The sequence below is a fragment of the Flavobacterium saliperosum genome (assembly GCF_900100625.1).
GTDB classification, from domain to species: Bacteria; Bacteroidota; Bacteroidia; order Flavobacteriales; family Flavobacteriaceae; genus Flavobacterium; species Flavobacterium saliperosum.
Genome location: NZ_FMTY01000004.1, coordinates 217,494 through 237,408 on the forward strand (window position 1 = coordinate 217,494; position 19,915 = coordinate 237,408).

A 19,915-nucleotide genomic window follows, 5' to 3' on the forward strand; every position below is an offset into this window, starting at 1 on the left:
CAATTCACAAATGAACGAAATTTTTATGAATGAAAGGCGATTTCTTTGTTAAATCCCGAAAATTTCACGCGAATTTTCGGTTGTAATTCGGGCAATTTCCGCTACCGGCAACTGATAAATTTCTGAAAGCTTTTCGGCCACCAAGGTTACGTAACTGCTTTCGTTGCGTTTTCCGCGATACGGTACCGGCGCCAAATACGGCGAATCGGTTTCCAAAACGATATGTTTGATGTCGATTTGATTTAAAAATTGGTCGATTTTTCCGTTTTTGAAGGTGACCACGCCGCCAATTCCCAACTTCATATTATACGATATTGCCTGCAAGGCCTGTTCGTAGGTTCCCGAAAAACAATGAAAGATACCGAACAAATCGGGTGATTTTTCCAGCTCCAACACTTCGAAAATTTCATCGAAAGCGTCCCGACAGTGAATGTTGATGGGTAATTGGTATTGCTTTGCCCATTGTATCTGTTTCTGAAAAGCGATTTTCTGAATGTCCAACGTGGTTTTATCCCAATACAAATCAATTCCGATTTCTCCGATAGCGGTAAATTTACGCTTCTTCAATTCGGCTTCCACATGGGCCAATTCGATTTCGTAATTTTCTTTCACATAACACGGATGCAGTCCCATCATCAGGAAAATATTGTCGGGATATTGCTGTTCCAGATCATACATTTTTTTCGTGTACGACGAATCGATAGCCGGAATGAAAAAACGTTTTACACCATTATTCAGGGCGCGTTCAATCATTTCGCTGCGGTCATCGGCAAATTCTTCGGAATACAAATGGGTATGCGTATCGGTAAAAATCATTAGTTGTAATTTGGTGCAAAGTTAATGACTTTGAATTTGTTTTCCTTATTTTTGAGTCATGGAAAATCTGCAGGAACTACTTAGAAAAAAAGGGTATAAGAAAGTGAAATTCAAAGTTTCCAAAACCCAGCATCTTTTGATTAAAGCAAAGGTCAATGGGGTATCCGGCAGCTTCATTCTTGACACCGGCGCTTCCAACAGCTGCATCGGATTTGAGAGTGTGGATTATTTTAACATTATTGCCCAAGATTCGCCCACCAAAGCGGCCGGCGCCGGAGCAACGGGAATGTATACCCAAATGGCTACCGATAATTTACTCCAGCTTTCCCATTGGAAAACCAACGCTTTTTCATTGGTGATTTTTGACATGAGTCATGTGAATCTGGCATTGCAACAATATAAAGCCAAAGCGGTTCATGGTATAATTGGCGCCGATATTCTTTTGAAAGGAAAAGCCATTATTGATTATTACAATCATTATCTGTATCTGAAATAAATCAAAAATTTTTTTTGAGTGTCCTGTAGGCAATCATACTACTGACAATCATCAGGATTCCGCCTAAAATAAAGTGCGCGCCCGCAAATTTAAACGGTGCCTCATCGTGGGTGAAGAAGTAAAAGGTATTTGCCATTAACGGCGGCCCAATAATGGATGTGGCACTCATCAAACTCGCCAACGTCCCTTGTATTTCCCCCTGTTCCGAAGCGGGAACGGTAGCCGAAATGACCGACTGCAAAGCCGGGCCCGCTATGCCTCCCAAACAATACGGAATCAGGAACACAAACATCATCCAGCCTTGTGTGGCGAATGCGAAGAGAAACATTCCGATGGAATACAAAAACAATCCGAAATAAATGCTTTTACTGTTTCCCAATTTCGGATTAATCCATCGAATCAATCCGCCCTGCACGATTCCCACCAGCAAACCGATAACACCCAATGAAATCCCAACCATCCGTTCGTTCCAGTTGAAACGGTACATGGTAAAATAACTCCAGTTGCTCTGTACCGCATGACTGGCAATGTACACCAGCACCAACGCGGCAATCAATCCGATTAAAGACGGGTACTTTTTCAGGTTGAGCAATGCGCTTACCGGATTGGCCCGTTTCCAACTGAAAGCTCTTCGGTTTGCTTTGGATAAGGATTCCGGAAGGATAAAATAACCGTATAAAAAGTTAATAAAACAAAGCACTGCTGCGGCATAAAACGGAACCCGCGAGCCGTATTGTCCTAAAATCCCACCGATAACCGGACCGATGATAAATCCCAACCCAAAAGCTGCCCCAATCATCCCGAAGTTCTTGGCGCGATTGGTTTCGTCACTCACATCAGCAATGTAAGCGGCGGCCGTTGTTATACTGGCTCCTGTTAATCCGGCAAGAATCCTTCCGATAAACAACCAGGCGATTGTTGGCGCAAAAGCCAGTAAAAGATAATCCATGGCAAAAAAGAAAAGGGATATCAGAATAATGGGACGGCGCCCGAATTTATCACTCAGGTTTCCGATTAGCGGCGCGAATAAAAATTGGGTAATTGCATAAGCAAACGTTAACCAGCCACCGTATTGGGATGCCACACTGATATCGCCATGGATGAGTTCGGCAATCAATTTCGGAATTACCGGTATGATGATTCCCCATCCGATAATATCGATTAACATCGTTATAAATATAAATCCAACTGCTGCCGATTTTTTGCTTGCCTTCATGCTTTTGTTTAAAAAGTAAACCTACAAAAAATCTTATTCCCAAACCCTTATCGTATTAAAAAAAGCCTCAAATTGAGGCTTTTTACAGTTGTGTCGGTTTAGTTAACCAATCTTAAAAAAAACAAATCTATTGTGGTGCGTTAGCCGCGGCATTGGGAAGTATGCATCCCGTCCAACCGAAAGCGCCTCTTGCCATATTATCATACGTCACATAAAAATAACCACTTCGTCCCCAGCCGGAACCCCAGGAATTCAAAACCTTAAACTGACGCGTCGTATCATCATACCCCACAATACAAACACAGTGTCCGCCTTGTCTGGTTCCGTACAAATTCGACCATACGTGATTGTTCAGTCGCATGTCGTAAAAACTTTGGTTTACGTCAAAACAAGCCGCAATAGGATAATTCTGGCTCAAGTAGTATTTCAAATCCGCAACGCTCGTCGGATTAACATAGAACCATCCGTTTGATTTTCTTCCCGCTGCCCACGTTCTTTGCTGTGTTGTAGGCTGTGTATAACATCCGCCTGCCACGTAAGGCATTTGGCTATTACTGCATTGTCCTTGGTTTTTAATCAGGTTCATTGCGTCGTTCGGATACGATCCTGCCCCACAATTCCCCAATTTAATCTGGTTATAAACATAAGCCGCACTTCTAACCGCTCCCGACCATGAATTTTGATGTACCGAATTATTAATGTATCGTGTAATTCCGTGTGCCGCATACCCAACACCCCAGCCCACACAAGAACCTTCACTACCCTGATTTCCAACCGGAGGCGACGGCAAATATTTCGAATAAGGCAATGCCGTGGTAGCGACAACCCTTTGCTCGGCAGTAGCAAGATCCGGACGTAGCTCCGATAATTTTGACACGTACTCTTCCGGAGACAGGAATTTAATGCTTTTCAAATACGCTTCAGAAAAAGGAGCGCAACCGTATCTTCCCTGATCGAGAAGGTTCACTTCGCCATCCATTAATTTTTCCTGTACCGCAGTATCATCCGTTTTTTCATTTTCGCAGGAACCCAAAACAAGGGCTCCAAAAAGCAATAACCCTATTTTTTTAGGCCATGATGTTAAAAAATGTTTTTTCATAACTTCTTTTAATTGTTAAATAATTTTAATAATTCAAATTTATTGTTAAAATTTGTTAAAAAATTAACCAAAAGTCAACCACAAAGTCAACTTATCTCAGCCATAATTGAATCTACCTAACACAACTAACCGACATAATGCCATATGAAAATTATTATTGAACAATTAAAACAGGGTATTCTATCCACTCCTTCCGTTCTCAATAGTTCTTTGACGAGTGTGAAAAAGTGGAAAAGGGCGCAGTATCTTATTTTGTCTGAAATTATTGCCGATCAGTTATCGAAGTCAGAACACCTGCAAGGTTGCAGAAAAAACGAACTGGGAACCACCATATCCAGTACGACCCTTCAAAGAATTTTCACCAACGATTATTCGGATTCCGAAAATTCGGATTTACGATTTCTGAAAACCCTTGACAAATTGGCGATTTTCATTGGTTATCCTTCCTTAAATCACTTTCTGTCAAATTCGGCCGATCACAATGTCCCTGAAGAAGCGGCGGCTTGTGAAATTACCGAAAAGGAAAAATTGCTCACTGTTTTTGAAAAACTGATAACCCGTTATTGTCAGGAAGAATTCAACAGCCTTTTAAAATTGCCCGAAGTGGATTTGGGGAATTTATCCCATTATATATTTGACGACGGTCCGCTCACACAAAGAATCCACGACCTGATAAGCAATATTGCGCAATTGGGCCACCAGTTGAACAATGTGAACAACCGCTCCAATTTCGAACTGTACGATTTTAAATTGTGCTCTTTGGATGACAACCTTGCCGTGATTAAGGTGGAAGAATTCTGGAATCTGGAATTCCGGGATGACGACGGGAATTTATGCAATGCCTACAACCATGCGAACAAGCAAACCTATTTTATAAAGAAGCAAAACGGGGTTTGGAAAATTTGGGACAATCACAATCCGGATTACAAAACCATTATCAATGAAATGTCGGAGAACCTGAAGCAAAGCAAAAAGTCCTCCGTTTCTTAATTCCCCGATCCGAAATTTTAAGACGAAGGGTTTTGTTTCATCTTTTGTTCCAAACGGATTTGTAACGATTCCAGGGTTTCTTTTTTCAGCTGCAAGGCCGTTAACGCATAGCGATTGTGTTTCTTGAGGGTGTTCGTGGCTCTTACCCGGATGCTTCTTATCAGCGCGCTCTTGGTTTGAGATTCTTTTTGTTGCTCTAAAAACGCGGCCACTTCCAGGGCAGCGAAACATTCGGTTCGTATGTTTTCCATCGTGCTGATTTGTTTGGTCATCTTGTACTGTTTGATTTGCACCTTGCGATAGTCCTGTTGTAATTTTTCCTGTGCCTGTTGCTGTTCGGTTTTGGTAAGTAATTCACTTTCTTTGGAAAAGGTTTTTGTCTCCTGTAAATGTTTCAGCACTACTGCCAATTGTTGCGTGGCGGCTAAAGGCAAATCGCGTTTTCCGGAAACAAACATCGACCATTGGCCTCGCTCTATGCCTAACATATGAGCTGTTTCCTCTTGTGATAATCCCAATAGGGTTTTTAGCGTGGCGTTTTTTTTCATTGGTTGCGTTTTTTTAAAAAAATAGAATTTGAAACGAAATTGGTTGCAATGATTCAAAAATAAAAAATTTGAAACATATTTTGTTGCAAATTTTTAAAAAAATTTTAGTTGCAACAGCTTTTATTACTACGTATCGTTTTTGTCATTCCGACGAAGGAGGAATCGCATTAGCGTTCTGTTGTCATTCCGACAAGGTAGAAACGTAAGTTCAGCGCAGCTAAATCTCGTTATGGAAGTCTTATGGGATTCTTCGTTCCTCAGAAGGACAAAACAACCGCCTTTTGAAATATCACTGAATTTGGTGATTGTGTAGGTGTTTTTTTATGGTTAGGTTTGTGGGAAGAAGTTTGCTGGACTCGTTTATTTATGTGTTGGCGGCAATTTTAACCAAACAGTATATGAAAAAACTCATTTTAATTATTTTATTATTCTCAACAATTTATTGTGTCGCTCAGGATAAATTAAATTTCAATACAAAATTTACTCAAAGTGAAGACAAGTGGGTGGCTTTTCCAGCTGATTCTCTTGGTTCACATATTTTTGGGTTTATTTATATTGATTCGCAAGCAGGATTAACATTTGACTATTCGGGCTCTTTCAAAATTAACAGTAACGGAAAGTTCATTCTCAAAAAAAAGGAAATGGAAGGTTCCATTAAACATAGATTACAACCCAACAATACATTAGTAGCAATTATTCCAGAATCACATTTTACAGAATTGGAAGTTTCCAAATTTCCTGAGTGGCTCAAATATTACAAAGAAGATGAAAATACTATTGAACGTTTATATAAATGGGGATATATGTATAATGGTTGGGGAGAATGTGCTAAAGCATTGGAGTTTTTGGAAAAAGCAAATAAAATTAATCCTGACTATAAAGGACTTAGAGTTGAATTAGGCTTTTCATATAATTGTTTAGGTCAATCTCAAAATGCTATCAATATTCTAAAAGCAGCACTCAAAATCGAACCAAAAGATGCTTATATTTATAAAGAATTACTTTATTCACAAATACATAATAATCAACTCAATGATGCAATAACTACTTATGATAAAATAGTAGCAGAGATTGCTGATAAAACCTATAATGCTGAAAATGCTTATAATATTTTAGCAGGATACTTTAGTCAGAAAAATTTAGAAAAATTCAACGAGTGGATAAAAAAAACACAAATTGACAAAGACAAGAGATTTGGCCATTATGTCGAAAGACTGAAGAAAGAATTAGATAAAAAATAAAAACTGCTGACAACCGGGGTTTCATGAAATTTAAATTGACGAAATGAGAAAATTCATAATCTTAATGACACTTTTAATATCAAATCAAACTTTTAGTCAAAAAACCTTATTTGATACTCTGACAGTAAATTCTAAAACTAAGATAATTGGTCGTTATCCTCAATATGATAAAAATAAGTCATTTGAGAAGTACAATTTCATAATTGAAGATTCTACATCAATAGTTGAATTTATAAAAACTTTGAAATTAGGCGATGAAGTGAAGAACTCACTTGAAGACCCTTGTTTTAAACTAACTGTTGTTAAAAATTATGATGAAATCGGTTCTTGGACAATAAATCCAAACCTAAAAAGCGCAATGACTCACGATGGACATACTTACAAGTTTGACCTCAATCAAATCAGTAAATTAAATGAAACTCACCCTTTCAAGTATTCCTTTGAAATCAAAAGTTTTAGCTCTAAAAGTGAGTATGGAAAATATTTAGCACAACAAAAAAACAATCCAAATTTTTTATTTGACTATAGTCCACAATTTAGGTATGAGGGCAGTTTTGAAATCGAATTCAAAAAATCTGAAAAATTCCCACATCCAAAGGGAATTAGCGAATATCTTAAACCCTATATAGAAAAAATAGCTAATGAGGATGAATACAGCCTTGGATATATTGTAAATGAAAAAAACATGAAAAACAGGGAACAATATACAATGACAATTTCAGGATCTAAAAAGTTGTTCACTGAGCTTAAACTTAAAAATTTGAAAAACGAAAATTGGCAGCCAATAGTTGAAGAAGGATATTTCTTTTATAAAAAATAAACTTCTGCTAACAGCGGTTATAAGAAATTAGAGCTTTAGTGTGTTTCAGAAAGTCTCTGTGTTTGCACTTCTTGCATAAACTATCCAGTTATTCTTTCAACTTATAAGAATATTCATAAACACCAACAACAAAAAAATCCCGCCTAAAAGACGGGATTTTCATTTATATAAACGCTAACCTACTAAAGCTCCAACGCTTTCTTAGGATTGTTGTCCATTAGGATTTCCACCGGATTTTCCAATGCCTCTTTCACCGCCACTAAGAATCCAACCGACTCCCGTCCGTCAATGATTCGGTGATCGTAAGAAAGTGCCACAAACATTACCGGAGCGATAACGATTTGACCGTTTTTAACCACCGCTCTTTCCACCACATTGTGCATTCCTAAAATTCCGGATTGCGGAGGGTTGATGATTGGTGTGGATAACATCGAACCGAAAACACCACCATTTGAAATTGTGAAGGTTCCTCCTGTCATTTCATCTACCGTGATTTGTCCGTCACGTGCACGAATCGCCAAACGTTTGATTTCCGCTTCAACACCACGGAACGTTAGGTTTTCTGCATTACGAACAACTGGTACCATTAATCCTTTCGGACCGGAAACCGCTACCGAGATATCACAGAAATCGTAAGAGATTTTCTCCTGACCGTCGATCATCGAGTTTACATCCGGATACAATTGCAATGCTCTTGTTACCGCTTTCGTGAAGAACGACATAAAGCCTAATCCCATTTGGTGTTTCGCTTTGAACTCCTCTTTATATTGGTCACGTAACGCGTAAATTGCACTCATGTCTACCTCGTTAAAAGTAGTCAACATCGCCGTTTCGTTTTTAGCCGCTACCAAACGTTCAGCCACTTTACGACGCAACATCGATAATTTTGTTCTTTCCGAACCACGAGAACCTCCGGTAGGCGTTCCCATTGAAGGCACTGCGTTTACAGCGTCATCTTTGGTAACTCTTCCACCTTTTCCAGTACCCACGATATCCGTTGGCTGAATGTTTTTCTCGTCTAATATTTTTCTTGCTGCCGGGGATGGCGCATTGGTGGCATACGTTGCTGCTGCTGGAGCAGGAGCTGCTTTAGGCGCTTCAGCCTTTGGAGCTTCCGCTGCTTTCTCTGCTGCAGGAGCCGCTGCTCCACCTTCCGGTTTCGCTGCACTGGTATCAATTAAACACACTACCTGACCTACTGCTACTGCATCCCCTTCTTCCGCTTTAAGCGTAATGATTCCGCTTGCTTCCGCCGGTAACTCTAAGGTAGCTTTATCAGAATCAACCTCAGCAATGGCTTGGTCTTTTTCCACATAATCTCCATCTTTTACTAACCATGTAGCAATTTCCACTTCTTTGATTGACTCTCCCGGTGAAGGGACTTTCATTTCTAAAATCATCGGTATATAATTTTATAGGTGTTGTTATTATCTTATTTTATCAAAAATACAATTTTATTGGAATAAATTCTTGTCAAAAACCATCGCGATAGCGGCCGCATGACGTTTTTTGGAACGCACATAACTTCCCGCTGCCGGCGCACTGTAGGCTTTTGGTGATGCCACTCTGAATTTCACTTCATTGAAGTTCATCAGCATGAAACCATACGCTCCCATGTTTCTTGGCTCTTCCTGTGCCCAAACGTAATCGTCCACGTTCGGATATTTGGCAATAATTGCTTTCATTTGTTCGATTGGTAACGGAAACAATTGTTCGATACGCACCAAAGCGACATCGTTTCTTCCGTTCGCTTCTCGTTCCGCTTTTACGTCGTAGTAGAATTTACCAGTACAGAATACCAAGGTTTTCACCTGAGCCGCATTCACATTAGCATCGTCGATTACTTCCTGGAATTGTCCGTTTGCGAATTCTTCTACCGAAGAAACGGCTTCCGGGTGACGCAATAAACTCTTCGGCGTAAACACTACCAAAGGCTTACGGAATTTCGTTACCAACTGTCTTCTCAACAAGTGGAAGAAGTTCGCCGGTGTGGTACAATCCGCAACATACATATTGTGATTTGCACACAATTGCAAGAAACGTTCCATACGGGCCGAAGAGTGTTCCGCTCCCTGGTTTTCATACCCGTGAGGCAACAACATTACGATTCCGTTTTGGTTGTTCCATTTGTCTTCCGCTGCCGAAATGTATTGGTCAATCATAATTTGGGCTCCGTTTCCGAAATCTCCAAACTGTGCTTCCCAGATGGTTAAGGCATTCGGGTTCGCCAAAGCATAACCGTATTCGAATCCTAAAACACCGTATTCTGACAAATGCGAGTTATAAATCGAGAAGTTTCCTTTTTTGTTGGGAAGATGATTCAGTAAAACTACTTCTTCTTCCGACTCTTCCACTTTGATTACCGCGTGACGGTGCGAGAAGGTGCCACGTTCCACGTCCTGACCGGAAATACGAACATCGTACCCTTCTGTTAACAACGAACCGTAGGCCAACATTTCACCCATTGCCCAATCCAATTTGTCGGATTCGAAGAACATCGCTTTTCGGTCGCCAATCAATTTGGTGATTTTGCTGATGAATTTTTTATCCGATGGTAATTCGGTTACGGTTTTAGCGATTTCCGTTAAGGTTGCTTTGTCTACTTTCGTTTCAAATTTCTGAAGCATTACATCGGCTTCGGCCTGTTCGAAACCTTTCCATTCGTTTTGCATGAACGGTGTGATTACGGTCAAATCTCTTTTACGGGATTCTTCCAGACTTTGCTCCAGATTGGATTTGTATTCGGCTTCCAGTTGCGCCACATAATTGCCGTCAATCGAACCTTCCGCTTTTAATTTCTCCGCATAAATATCTCTTGGATTTTTCTGTCTCGAAATTGCTTTGTATAATTTAGGTTGGGTAAAACGAGGTTCATCCCCTTCGTTGTGCCCGTATTTTCTGTATCCTAACAAGTCGATGAATACGTCGGTTCCGAACTCCATTCGGTATTCCAACGCGAACAACATTGCGTGAACCACTGCTTCCGCATCATCTGCATTTACGTGCAATACCGGAGACAGGGTCACTTTAGCCACATCTGTACAATAAATCGACGAACGGGCATCTAAATAATTCGTTGTAAATCCAACCTGATTGTTCAGTACGATATGGATGGTTCCGTTGGTTTTGTAACCGTCCAGTTTTGCCATCTGAATGATTTCATATACGATTCCCTGACCTGCCACTGCCGCATCTCCGTGTACCGCAATCGGTAATACTTTTGATGGGTTTTCAGCATAGTATTTATCTTGTTTCGCACGGGCAATCCCTTCGATAACCGCTCCTACTGTTTCCAGGTGGGAAGGGTTTGGCGCTAAATTCACGTTGATTTTTTTACCGTTCTGCGTTTGTCTGTCGGCCGTCAATCCCAAGTGGTATTTTACGTCACCATCAAACAACGCGTCGTCGTCGTAATCTTTTCCGTCAAATTCGGAGAAAATATCCTGAGTCGGTTTCCCGAAAACATTCGCCAATACGTTCAAACGACCACGGTGTGCCATTCCCATTACGAATTGCTCCACGCCTTTATCGGCTGCCGCTTCAATTAAGAAATCCAACGCCGGAATAGCCGACTCGATTCCCTCCAACGAGAAACGTTTTTGCCCTACGTATTTGGTATGCAGAAAGTTCTCGAAAGACACCGCTTCGTTTAATTTCTTAAGGATGCGTTTCTTCTGATCGGCATTGAAATTAGGCAGGTTATCGTTGATATCCAGTTTTTTCTGAATCCATTCGATTACTTGCGGATCACGGATGTACATGTATTCGATTCCGATAGACTCGCAATACACCTTATTCAGGTGGTTTAAAATATCCTGAAGCGAACAAGGGTTTAAGTTTACGATACGTGCCGCATCGAAAACCGTATTTAAATCGGCAGACGACAATCCGAAGTTTTCTATGGATAAATCCGGAGAATACGTTCTTCTTTCGCGAACCGGGTTTGTTTTTGTGAAAAGGTGACCACGGGTTCTGTAACCGTCAATCAGCTTTAAAACATTAAATTCTTTTTGCAATTTTTCGGAAACCGCCGAACAATCACCGCCTCCGGAAGCCATATTTTCCAGTTCTTCAACCGGACCGCCACCAAATTCATTAGCGAAATCAAACCCTTGAAAGAAACTCCTCCAACTTGGTTCTACGCTATCGGGATTTTGTAAATATTGTTCGTATAAATCGGCAAAAAAAGCCGTATGTGCTGCGTTTAAAAAGGAAAACCTATCCATAATTCTGTCGAATGACGATTTTGGGTTAAAAAAATTTTACGCAAAAGTACAATACTTTATAATAATCTTCTAATGTTTTTCATACTTTTATATCATAAATTCTTCTTAATGATGGCCTTCAAAAGAAACATACTCAATTTTTTAACATTCGTTTTGAGTTCTGTGCTTTTTTTAACAGGATGTCTTTCATTAAAAGCACAGGATACCCTTATTTCTCATCAAAAAAATGATTTTTGGAGAAACGTACAATTCGGTGGCGGATTGGGTTTGGGCGTTGGAAGCGGTTACACCAATATCATGGTGGCGCCCAGCGGAATTTACAACATAAACCCATACGTATCAGCAGGTTTGGGAACGCAATACAGCTATGTAAAACAATCCAATTTGTTTGATTCGCACATTTACGGTGGCAGTCTTATCAGCCTTTTTAATCCGATTCCGGAAATGCAGGTGTCTGCCGAATTGGAGCAACTGCGCGTGAACAATACGTTTACGGAATTCACCCCGGAAATAAAGGATAATTTCTGGAATACCGCTTTGTTTTTAGGCGCCGGATACCGGAATCAGAACGTCACTATAGGACTCCGCTACAACATCCTGTATAGGGAATCCAATTATGTTTACAGCCAGGCGTGGATGCCGTTTGTCAGAGTCTATTTCTAAACCAAACCTTCTGCCATTCCCTTTTCAGAACCAGAAAAGTAACCTGTTCGGCCAGTTCGACCAAATCGGAACCGTCGAGTTTTTTGATTTGCTCTTCCGACACATCGATAATGTACAGTAAATTAAGGTATTCGGCGAATTTGAATTGAATCAGTCGGTAGATTTTCTCGTGTAACTGCATTTTTAAATCGATGGGCGAAATGGAAATCGGAAATTCGACACTCTCATTGGCATACGTAAAATCCTTATTGATTTGCTCCACCAATTTCACATACAACTCCTCCTTCTGCGCTTCAGAAAGTAACAAATCGGTATTTTGAGGTGCGATGAACATTTGAAGTTAGAAGTTAGAAGTTAGAAGTTAGAAGTTAGAAGTTAGAAGTTAGAAGTTAGAAGTTAGAAGTTAGAAGTTAGAAGTTAGAAATCTAGCCATTTTTACTGAATACTACACATTTCTATTCATCAAATTTTGACCAAACGCTTTCAATATTGCTTTTTTCTCTGCTTCAATGTGCATCTTTTCCAACCGTTCAAAAGCTTTAAAAGTGTAGTTTTTAATTGCCTCTTGTGTGGCTTCACTGGCGCCGGTTCGATTGAAAATTTCTTTTACCGAAACCACTTTATCGGTGTTATCATTGGGTTGAATGGAGAATAAATGCAGTAACTGTTCTTTTTCTGCGGCCTTGGCAAATTCCATGGCTTTCAGATAAAGATACGTTTTTTTATTTTCGATAATGTCGCCACCCACCTGCTTTCCAAAAGTTTCCGGATTCCCAAAAGCGTCGAGATAATCATCCTGCAACTGGAAAGCAATGCCAAGATTCAATCCGAAATCATAAATGAGGTTGGCGTTTTCATCGGAAGTTTCGGCAACAATCGCACCCATTTTCATTGCAGCGCCGACTAAAACAGCCGTTTTGTATTCAATCATTTTTAGGTATTCCGGAATGGTCACATCGTCACGTTGTTCGAAATCGACATCCCATTGTTGCCCTTCACACACTTCCAAAGCCGTTTTACTGAACAGTTTCGCTAACGCCTGAAAAATGTTCGGTTCGTACTGCTCAAAATATTGGTAGGCTAAAATCAGCATCGCATCTCCGGATAAAATTCCGGTATTCACATCCCATTTTTCATGTACCGTTTCGTTTCCGCGTCGCAACGGGGCATCATCCATAATATCATCGTGAATGAGCGAAAAATTATGAAAAACTTCCACCGCGGTCGCCGCAGCCAATGCCTTTTTGTAATCCGCGTTGAAAATTTCGGCGGTCATCAAGGTCAACACCGGACGCATTCGTTTTCCCCCAAGAGACAAAATATAAGCGATGGGTTCGTATAAATTCTTAGGCTCCCTTTCTATGGAAATAGCTGAAAAATGGGTTGCAATAAACGACTGGTATTGTGAAATGGAATGCATGAAACAAATTTTTTGCTAAAGTACTTTAAATGGCGGAGTTTATCAAAAATAAATGAAATGTTAAATTTTTGTAAATACTTTGGAAACTTTTTCGGTGTTAAAAGTTTCCGTTGTAATTTTGCGGCAAATAATTGAATGATGAAGAACGATATATTACAAAAAGCTTCCGATATGTTCCTCTCTTTGGGTTTCAAAAGTGTGACCATGGATGACATTGCCAACGAGCTGGGCATTTCAAAAAAAACAATCTATCAGCATTACGCCACTAAAGATGATTTGGTTCAGGCCACGACACTTTTCCTTTTCGAAAACATTTCTTCGGGAATTGATGAAATCTGTGCCATTGGTAAAAATCCGATAGAAGAACTTTTCGAAATTAAAGAATATGTCCTGCATAATTTAAAAAACGAAGACAGTTCGCCTTTTTATCAGTTACAAAAATTCTATCCGAAGATTTATGCAACTTTAAAATGCAAACAATTCGACAAGCTGGACAGTTGCGTGATCCAAAATCTGAAAAGAGGCATTGCATTGGAACTGTACCGCAAAGAAATCGATTTGGAATTCATCGGACGTATTTATTACTCCGGAATCAATTCCCTGAAAGACATTGAAATATTCCCAGAGAACATGTTCAAGATGAGAAACCTACAGGAAAATTTTCTCGAATACCATCTTAGAGGCATCATTACCGAAAAAGGACTATCCGTATTACAACAATTTATTACCAAACACAATCAATAACCAAAATGAAACACAAAATAACCATCGTCCTGCTCCTTTTAGCTTCCGTGCTTCAGGCTCAAACAAAAGAGCTTAGTCTTAAAGAGGCGCTTCAGTATGCCTTGGAAAACAAATCCGATGCCAAAAAAGCGAAACTGAGTGTGGAAAACAGCAACCATCAGATCGCGGAAGTGCGCGCACAAGCCTTACCGCAAGTTACGCTTAACGGAGGACTGAACTACAACCCCATCTTACAGGAAAGTGCCTTACCGGGCGATTTCTTCGGACAACCGGGTACGATTGTCATGGTTCCTTTCGGACAAGAATGGAACAGTACAGCCACGGCTACCATCACGCAAAACCTGTTCAACCAATCAGTATTTACCGGATTAAAGGCCGCTAAAACGACCAGAGAATTTTACACCATCAATCAGCAACTGACCGAAGAACAATTAATCGAAAAGGTCTCCAACAGTTACTATCAGGTGTATGTTTACAAACAAAAACTAAACATTATCGAAAGCAATCTGAACAGTACCAAAAAAGTTCGTGACATCATCAAAGGACAGTTCGATAACGGCTTGGCGAAGAAAATCGATTACGACCGGATTTCGGTGAAAGTCAGCAATCTGGAAGCCAATCGTTTGCAACTGGCCAATGCGGTACAGCTTCAGGAAAACACATTGAAGTTTTTTATCGGAATGCCGATGAGTGAAAAAATCAGTCTTCCGGAAACCACTTTTGATGTGAGCGCCGAAGCATTTACCACCGAGGCGGAAATGAGCAAAAGAACCGAAATTACGCTTTTGAAAAAACAGGAAGAACTGTTAGGGTATCAGAAGAAATCCTTTGCGGCGGAATACTATCCGACACTTTCCTTAAACGGAACATACGGCTATCAGGGCATCGGAAAAGAATTTCCTTGGGGTGCCAAACCGTCCGATAATGTGTATTGGACCGATTTTGCGTCCGTTGGCTTAAACCTGAGAATTCCCGTATTTAACGGATTCTCAACCCGCTCTAAAGTACGCCAGGCGGATGTGAGCCTAAAGAAAATTGAAGAGGACATCAAAGAAACGGAATTGGCCCTGAACTATGGTTTTGAAAATGCGAAAACACAAATGAACAACAGCATCATCAACATCAAAACCCAGAAAGAAAACGTAAATCTTGCCAAAGAGGTTTTGGAAAACACCAAAAACAATTACATCAACGGATTGGCATCGTTAACCGATTTACTGGATGCCGAAAACGCACTAACCGAATCGCAAAACAACTATACCACAGCCCAATTGGAATACAAACTGGCTGAAATACAAATCATCAAATCAAAAGGAGAATTAAAAAATTTAGTAAACTAATCATCAAATGAAAAAAATAATTTATATCGGACTGGGAGTTGCGTTAATTGGAGGTGCCGTTGTAACGCTAATGAATAACAAAAAACAAAACGAAGCAGACACCGCAATCGTTGCACAGGAAAACAGCAGTGTAGCCGTTCGTGTGGCTACAGTTACAACCGGTCCCATTGAAGATAATTTTATTGCCAACGGGAACTTTGCGCCGGCACAGGAATTGAACTTTGCAGCAGAACGTTCCGGAAAAGTAATCAGCGTTCTGGTAAAAGAAGGTGACCGTGTAGCACAAGGTCAAACTTTAGCAATTATCAGAGGTGATGTGGTAAATGTGGAAGCACAAACCGCCAATGCCAACTATCAAAATGCGTTGAATGATTACAATCGTTTTGAAAGTGCTTTTAAAACCGGCGGTGTCACCAAACAGCAATTGGATCAGGCCCGAATTAACATGGTTAACGCAAAATCAAGATTAACCCAGGCCAATATCAATGTTGGCGATACCCGTGTGAAAGCGCCTTTTAGCGGAATAATCAATAAAAAATACATTGAAGTGGGTTCCATTTTAAGTGCCATGCCACCCACACAAATGTTCGAAATCGTGAACACAAGTTCCTTAAAACTGAAAGTGGCGGTTAGCGAAAGCCAGGTTGCCCAACTTAAAATCGGATCAAGCGTAAAAGTGAAAGTAAGTGTTTATCCTGATAAAGAATATACGGGTAAAGTCACTTTCATCGCTCCAAAAGCGGATGCCTCATTGAATTTTCCAATTGAAGTTGCCATTGCAAACAATACCAACAATGAAATCAAGGCCGGAATGTACGGTTCGGTGGTATTTGGTTCCAATGAAGGAAAACAAGCCGAATTAATGACCATTCCGAGAAGCGCCTTCGTAGGAAGCGTGAGCAGCAACCAGGTATTTGTGGTAGAAAACGAAACGGCTAAGCTGAAAAAAGTGGTTGCGGGCAGAGTCTTTGGCAATAAAGTGGAAGTTCTGAACGGATTGAATAAGGGTGATGTAGTGGTAACAAGCGGTCAGATTAACTTGAGTGACAACACGAAAGTTTCTATTGTAAAATAATCATACGACGACGCTTAATTAAACAGAATATATGAAAATTGTAGACATATCTATCAAAAGACCATCGATGGTTATCGTACTATTTACGATACTGCTATTAGGTGGACTATACAGTTACAAACAGTTGAGTTATGAATTGATTCCAAAGTTTGAAATCAATGTGGTAACCGTTTCAACTGTCTATCCGGGAGCTTCGCCAAGTGAGGTGGAAAATACCGTTACCAAGAAAATTGAAGATGCGGTTTCCACAATGGAAAACATCAAAAAATTAGAATCAAAATCATACGAAAGTTTATCGGTAGTAATGATTACGTTAACCGCAGACGCGAATGCCGATTATGCCTTAAACGATGCCCAACGTAAAATCAATGCCGTACTGAAAGACTTGCCCGATGATGTAGATCCGCCGTCCTTAAGTAAGTTCTCTTTGAGTGATTTACCGATTATGACGATTGGAGCAACAGCAAGCATGGATGAAATCGCGTTCTATGATTTGTTGGATAAAAAAATTCAACCTGTCGTTTCTCGTGTACCGGGTGTAGCACAAGTAAACTTAGTGGGTGGAGAAGAACGAGAGATTAAGGTAAGTCTGGATGCCACAAAACTACAAGGTTTCGGATTGTCTGTACCACAAGTGCAACAAGCGGTTTTATCCTCCAATTTGGATTTCCCAACGGGTAATATTAAAACCCGAGAAAACAGTACTACCATTCGTTTGTCCGGAAAATACAAATCGGTGGAAGAATTGCGTAATCTGGTGATTTCTTCTAACAATGGCGTACAAATTCGTTTAGGTGATGTTGCCGATGTACAAGACGCACAAAAAGACGTGTCTAAGATTTCAAGAATCAATCAAAAAGGTTCCATCTTATTACAAGTAATCAAACAATCGGATGCGAATGCGGTTGAAGTAAGTAAAAAAGTAAAAGAAGCGATTGCTAAAATTGAAAAAGATTACAGCAAATCGAACTTAAAATTAAAAGTAGCGAACGACAGTAGTGAATTTACGCTAACCGCTGCCGATAATGTAATGCACGATTTGTTCATCGCCATCTTTTTGGTAGCCTTTGTAATGTTGTTCTTCCTGCACAGTTTACGTAATGCAGCCATCGTAATGGTCTCGATTCCGGCTTCGTTAATCGCTACCTTCATCGGAATTTCATTAATGGGTTATACCTTAAACTTAATGAGTTTATTAGGACTTTCATTAGTAGTAGGTATTTTGGTGGATGACGCGATTGTAGTGTTGGAAAACATTCACCGTCATATGGAAATGGGTAAAAACAAAGTGCGTGCCGCCTATGATGGTACGGCAGAAATCGGATTTACCGTAACCGCGATTACCTTAGTGATTGTGGTAGTGTTCTTACCAATTGCCATGAGTACGGGATTAGTGTCTAACATCATTACGCAGTTCTGTGTTACGGTAATTATTGCCACGATGTTGTCCTTATTGGCTTCGTTTACGATTGTGCCTTGGTTGTTCTCCCGTTACGGAAAATTAGAACATTTGAACAAAACATCCGTTTTCGGAAAAATTATTTTAGGCTTTGAAAATTATTTGGACCGATTCACCCACAAAGTAACCGACATCTTAAAATGGTCGTTACACCACAAGAAAACAACTTTAGTAATCATGTTGTTTGCTTTCTTCGGTTCGGTTTTCGGATTGTTAGGTGGCGGATTTATCGGTGGGGAATTCTTTGCAAAAACCGACAAAGGAGAATTCCTTGTTCAGATTGAAATGCCAAAAGACGTTTCGGTGGAACAAACGAACTTCATGACCCAAAAAGCGGAAGAGTATCTGAAAAAAGATAAAAATATTGTCGACATGATTACCACCGTAGGACAAACCAGTGATGGTATGGGCGCTACGCAATCGACAGCCTACAAATCGGAAATTTTGATCTCCTTAGTTGAAAAATCTAAACGTGATGACAACTCGTTTATCTATGCCGCGAAAATAAAACGGCAATTAGAAAAAGAATTGGTTGGTGCGAAAGTGAAAACAGTACCGATGGGGTTATTAGGAGCCGATAAAGCACCAATTGCCTTAACGGTTACCGGTCCGAATTTCGATGATGTTATGGCGTTTGCCCAAAAAGCCGCAGTGGAGTTGAAAAAGGTACCGGGTGCTTCCGAAGTGAAATTAACTTCCGAAGCCGGAAATCCTGAAATTAAAGTACAGGTAGACCGTGATAAAATGGCCGCATTAGGCTTAAATCTTCAAACCGTAGGTTTAACCATGCAAACCGCTTTCAACGGAAATACCGACGGAAAATTCAGAGCCGGAGAATACGAATACGACATCAACATCCGTTTCAACGAATACGATCGTTCGAACATTAACGATGTAAACAACCTGATTTTTGTAAACAATGCCGGGCAACAGGTGAAATTGTCGCAATTTGCTGAAGTGATTGAAAGTTCCGGACCAAGTATGCTGGAACGACGCGATAAAAGTACGGCGGTAACCATCGAAGCACAATCGGTGGGCAGACCTTCCGGTACCATTGCTACGGAATGGGAAACGGCTTTCGCTCAAATGGAGCGTCCAACCGGTGTTAACTATGTTTGGGGTGGGGATATGGAAAACCAAACGGAAGGTTTCGGTACCTTAGGAATCGCTTTATTAGCGGCCATTATCCTGGTTTACCTGGTAATGGTGGCTTTATATGACGACTTTATCACGCCGTTTGTGGTATTGTTCTCCATTCCGCTATCGTTCATTGGGGCTTTATTTGCCTTGGCGCTGACCAATAACTCGTTAAACATCTTTACCATTTTGGGTATCATCATGTTGATCGGATTGGTAACGAAGAATGCGATTTTACTGGTCGATTTTGCCAACCACAGAAAAGCTGAAGGAGAAAACACATTTAACGCTCTAATACAAGCCAATCACGCCCGTTTGCGCCCGATTTTAATGACCACCATTGCGATGGTTATCGGGATGGTTCCGATTGCATTGGCAAAAGGTGCGGCAGCCGAAATGAACAACGGATTGGCTTGGGTAATCATCGGCGGATTGATTTCGTCTTTGTTCCTGACGTTGGTAGTCGTTCCGGTAGTCTATGCGATTTTCGACAGTCTGAAAAGACGTTTTGGCAAAGACGAAAAAGTGGATTACGCCGAATTAATGGTGGCCAACTATGTTCATAATGAATTAAGTGATGACGGTTTCACACCGAAACACGAGATGTAATCTTTATATTTAATTT

17 protein-coding genes are annotated in these 19,915 nt (G+C 40.4%); 9 read left to right on the forward strand and 8 right to left on the reverse strand.

What is annotated here, in order from left to right:
* Window positions 1-48 precede the first annotated feature (48 nt).
* On the reverse strand, window positions 49-816 hold the full coding sequence (locus tag BLQ05_RS09625) for a TatD family hydrolase (protein WP_023576102.1): 768 nt from the start codon (window positions 814-816) through the stop codon (window positions 49-51).
* Window positions 817-874: 58 nt separating this feature from the next.
* Between BLQ05_RS09625 and BLQ05_RS09630 the strand changes: the two genes are divergently transcribed.
* Window positions 875-1,312: a retropepsin-like aspartic protease gene (locus BLQ05_RS09630; RefSeq protein WP_023576103.1), complete on the forward strand. Its 438-nt coding sequence runs from the start codon at window positions 875-877 to the stop codon at window positions 1,310-1,312.
* Between the two features lies 1 nt (window position 1,313).
* Here the strand turns inward: BLQ05_RS09630 and BLQ05_RS09635 are convergent, their stop codons facing one another.
* Window positions 1,314-2,528: a TCR/Tet family MFS transporter gene (locus BLQ05_RS09635; protein WP_023576104.1), complete on the reverse strand. Its 1,215-nt coding sequence runs from the start codon at window positions 2,526-2,528 to the stop codon at window positions 1,314-1,316.
* Window positions 2,529-2,655: 127 nt separating this feature from the next.
* Window positions 2,656-3,627, reverse strand: coding sequence for a C1 family peptidase (locus BLQ05_RS09640; RefSeq protein ID WP_023576105.1), 972 nt, complete (start codon window positions 3,625-3,627; stop codon window positions 2,656-2,658).
* A gap of 144 nt (window positions 3,628-3,771) precedes the next feature.
* Here BLQ05_RS09640 and BLQ05_RS09645 point away from each other — a divergent pair, with 144 nt between their 5' ends.
* Window positions 3,772-4,617: a hypothetical protein gene (locus BLQ05_RS09645; RefSeq protein WP_023576106.1), complete on the forward strand. Its 846-nt coding sequence runs from the start codon at window positions 3,772-3,774 to the stop codon at window positions 4,615-4,617.
* A gap of 17 nt (window positions 4,618-4,634) precedes the next feature.
* On the opposite strand, the gene BLQ05_RS09650 is transcribed toward BLQ05_RS09645, so the two are convergent.
* A complete protein-coding gene (locus BLQ05_RS09650) occupies window positions 4,635-5,165 on the reverse strand; it encodes a helix-turn-helix domain-containing protein (RefSeq protein WP_023576107.1) in 531 nt (176 codons plus the stop codon).
* Between the two features lie 398 nt (window positions 5,166-5,563).
* Between BLQ05_RS09650 and BLQ05_RS09655 the strand changes: the two genes are divergently transcribed.
* Together BLQ05_RS09655 and BLQ05_RS09660 are read left to right on the forward strand one after the other, a co-directional pair.
* Window positions 5,564-6,406, forward strand: coding sequence for a tetratricopeptide repeat protein (locus tag BLQ05_RS09655; protein ID WP_162147778.1), 843 nt, complete (start codon window positions 5,564-5,566; stop codon window positions 6,404-6,406).
* Between the two features lie 43 nt (window positions 6,407-6,449).
* Window positions 6,450-7,226, forward strand: coding sequence for a hypothetical protein (locus tag BLQ05_RS09660; protein ID WP_023576110.1), 777 nt, complete (start codon window positions 6,450-6,452; stop codon window positions 7,224-7,226).
* A gap of 182 nt (window positions 7,227-7,408) precedes the next feature.
* Here the strand turns inward: BLQ05_RS09660 and odhB are convergent, their stop codons facing one another.
* Together odhB and BLQ05_RS09670 are read right to left on the reverse strand one after the other, a co-directional pair.
* Window positions 7,409-8,626, reverse strand: coding sequence for a 2-oxoglutarate dehydrogenase complex dihydrolipoyllysine-residue succinyltransferase (gene odhB / locus BLQ05_RS09665; protein ID WP_023576111.1), 1,218 nt, complete (start codon window positions 8,624-8,626; stop codon window positions 7,409-7,411).
* A 54-nt stretch (window positions 8,627-8,680) separates the two neighbouring features.
* Window positions 8,681-11,452: a 2-oxoglutarate dehydrogenase E1 component gene (locus BLQ05_RS09670; RefSeq protein ID WP_023576112.1), complete on the reverse strand. Its 2,772-nt coding sequence runs from the start codon at window positions 11,450-11,452 to the stop codon at window positions 8,681-8,683.
* Window positions 11,453-11,524: 72 nt separating this feature from the next.
* On the opposite strand from BLQ05_RS09670, the gene BLQ05_RS09675 reads away from it, so the two are divergent.
* Complete coding sequence (locus tag BLQ05_RS09675; RefSeq protein WP_238321138.1) at window positions 11,525-12,115, forward strand: hypothetical protein; 591 nt, start codon at window positions 11,525-11,527, stop codon at window positions 12,113-12,115.
* On the opposite strand, the gene BLQ05_RS09680 is transcribed toward BLQ05_RS09675, so the two are convergent.
* Both BLQ05_RS09680 and BLQ05_RS09685 read right to left on the reverse strand, forming a co-directional pair.
* The gene (locus BLQ05_RS09680; RefSeq protein WP_023576114.1) at window positions 12,099-12,449 is read right to left on the reverse strand and encodes a hypothetical protein; all 351 of its coding nucleotides are present in this window, start codon (window positions 12,447-12,449) and stop codon (window positions 12,099-12,101) included. The two genes, BLQ05_RS09675 and BLQ05_RS09680, sit on opposite strands and share 17 nt — an antisense overlap.
* 111 nt (window positions 12,450-12,560) lie before the next feature.
* Window positions 12,561-13,535 (reverse strand): polyprenyl synthetase family protein, encoded by a 975-nt coding sequence (locus BLQ05_RS09685; RefSeq protein WP_023576115.1) that lies wholly within the window; start codon window positions 13,533-13,535, stop codon window positions 12,561-12,563.
* A gap of 135 nt (window positions 13,536-13,670) precedes the next feature.
* On the opposite strand from BLQ05_RS09685, the gene BLQ05_RS09690 reads away from it, so the two are divergent.
* The 4 genes from BLQ05_RS09690 to BLQ05_RS09705 are packed head-to-tail and all read left to right on the forward strand — an operon-like array spanning window position 13,671 to window position 19,899.
* Window positions 13,671-14,279 (forward strand): TetR/AcrR family transcriptional regulator, encoded by a 609-nt coding sequence (locus BLQ05_RS09690; protein ID WP_316929290.1) that lies wholly within the window; start codon window positions 13,671-13,673, stop codon window positions 14,277-14,279.
* A gap of 5 nt (window positions 14,280-14,284) precedes the next feature.
* Complete coding sequence (locus BLQ05_RS09695; protein ID WP_023576117.1) at window positions 14,285-15,619, forward strand: TolC family protein; 1,335 nt, start codon at window positions 14,285-14,287, stop codon at window positions 15,617-15,619.
* A gap of 7 nt (window positions 15,620-15,626) precedes the next feature.
* Window positions 15,627-16,694 carry an efflux RND transporter periplasmic adaptor subunit gene (locus tag BLQ05_RS09700; protein ID WP_023576118.1) on the forward strand — a complete coding sequence of 356 codons (1,068 nt, stop codon included), beginning with the start codon at window positions 15,627-15,629 and terminating at the stop codon, window positions 16,692-16,694.
* Between the two features lie 31 nt (window positions 16,695-16,725).
* Window positions 16,726-19,899, forward strand: coding sequence for an efflux RND transporter permease subunit (locus tag BLQ05_RS09705; protein ID WP_035654289.1), 3,174 nt, complete (start codon window positions 16,726-16,728; stop codon window positions 19,897-19,899).
* Window positions 19,900-19,915: the final 16 nt, after the last annotated feature.

Coding starts and splice junctions, on each gene's coding strand:
- BLQ05_RS09625 (WP_023576102.1), bottom strand. CDS start 816: ATGATTTTTACCGATACGCATACCCATTTGTATTCCGAAGAATTTGCC.
- BLQ05_RS09630 (WP_023576103.1), top strand. CDS start 875: ATGGAAAATCTGCAGGAACTACTTAGAAAAAAAGGGTATAAGAAAGTG.
- BLQ05_RS09635 (WP_023576104.1), bottom strand. CDS start 2,528: ATGAAGGCAAGCAAAAAATCGGCAGCAGTTGGATTTATATTTATAACG.
- BLQ05_RS09640 (WP_023576105.1), bottom strand. CDS start 3,627: ATGAAAAAACATTTTTTAACATCATGGCCTAAAAAAATAGGGTTATTG.
- BLQ05_RS09645 (WP_023576106.1), top strand. CDS start 3,772: ATGAAAATTATTATTGAACAATTAAAACAGGGTATTCTATCCACTCCT.
- BLQ05_RS09650 (WP_023576107.1), bottom strand. CDS start 5,165: ATGAAAAAAAACGCCACGCTAAAAACCCTATTGGGATTATCACAAGAG.
- BLQ05_RS09655 (WP_162147778.1), top strand. CDS start 5,564: ATGAAAAAACTCATTTTAATTATTTTATTATTCTCAACAATTTATTGT.
- BLQ05_RS09660 (WP_023576110.1), top strand. CDS start 6,450: ATGAGAAAATTCATAATCTTAATGACACTTTTAATATCAAATCAAACT.
- odhB (WP_023576111.1), bottom strand. CDS start 8,626: ATGATTTTAGAAATGAAAGTCCCTTCACCGGGAGAGTCAATCAAAGAA.
- BLQ05_RS09670 (WP_023576112.1), bottom strand. CDS start 11,452: ATGGATAGGTTTTCCTTTTTAAACGCAGCACATACGGCTTTTTTTGCC.
- BLQ05_RS09675 (WP_238321138.1), top strand. CDS start 11,525: ATGTTTTTCATACTTTTATATCATAAATTCTTCTTAATGATGGCCTTC.
- BLQ05_RS09680 (WP_023576114.1), bottom strand. CDS start 12,449: ATGTTCATCGCACCTCAAAATACCGATTTGTTACTTTCTGAAGCGCAG.
- BLQ05_RS09685 (WP_023576115.1), bottom strand. CDS start 13,535: ATGCATTCCATTTCACAATACCAGTCGTTTATTGCAACCCATTTTTCA.
- BLQ05_RS09690 (WP_316929290.1), top strand. CDS start 13,671: ATGATGAAGAACGATATATTACAAAAAGCTTCCGATATGTTCCTCTCT.
- BLQ05_RS09695 (WP_023576117.1), top strand. CDS start 14,285: ATGAAACACAAAATAACCATCGTCCTGCTCCTTTTAGCTTCCGTGCTT.
- BLQ05_RS09700 (WP_023576118.1), top strand. CDS start 15,627: ATGAAAAAAATAATTTATATCGGACTGGGAGTTGCGTTAATTGGAGGT.
- BLQ05_RS09705 (WP_035654289.1), top strand. CDS start 16,726: ATGAAAATTGTAGACATATCTATCAAAAGACCATCGATGGTTATCGTA.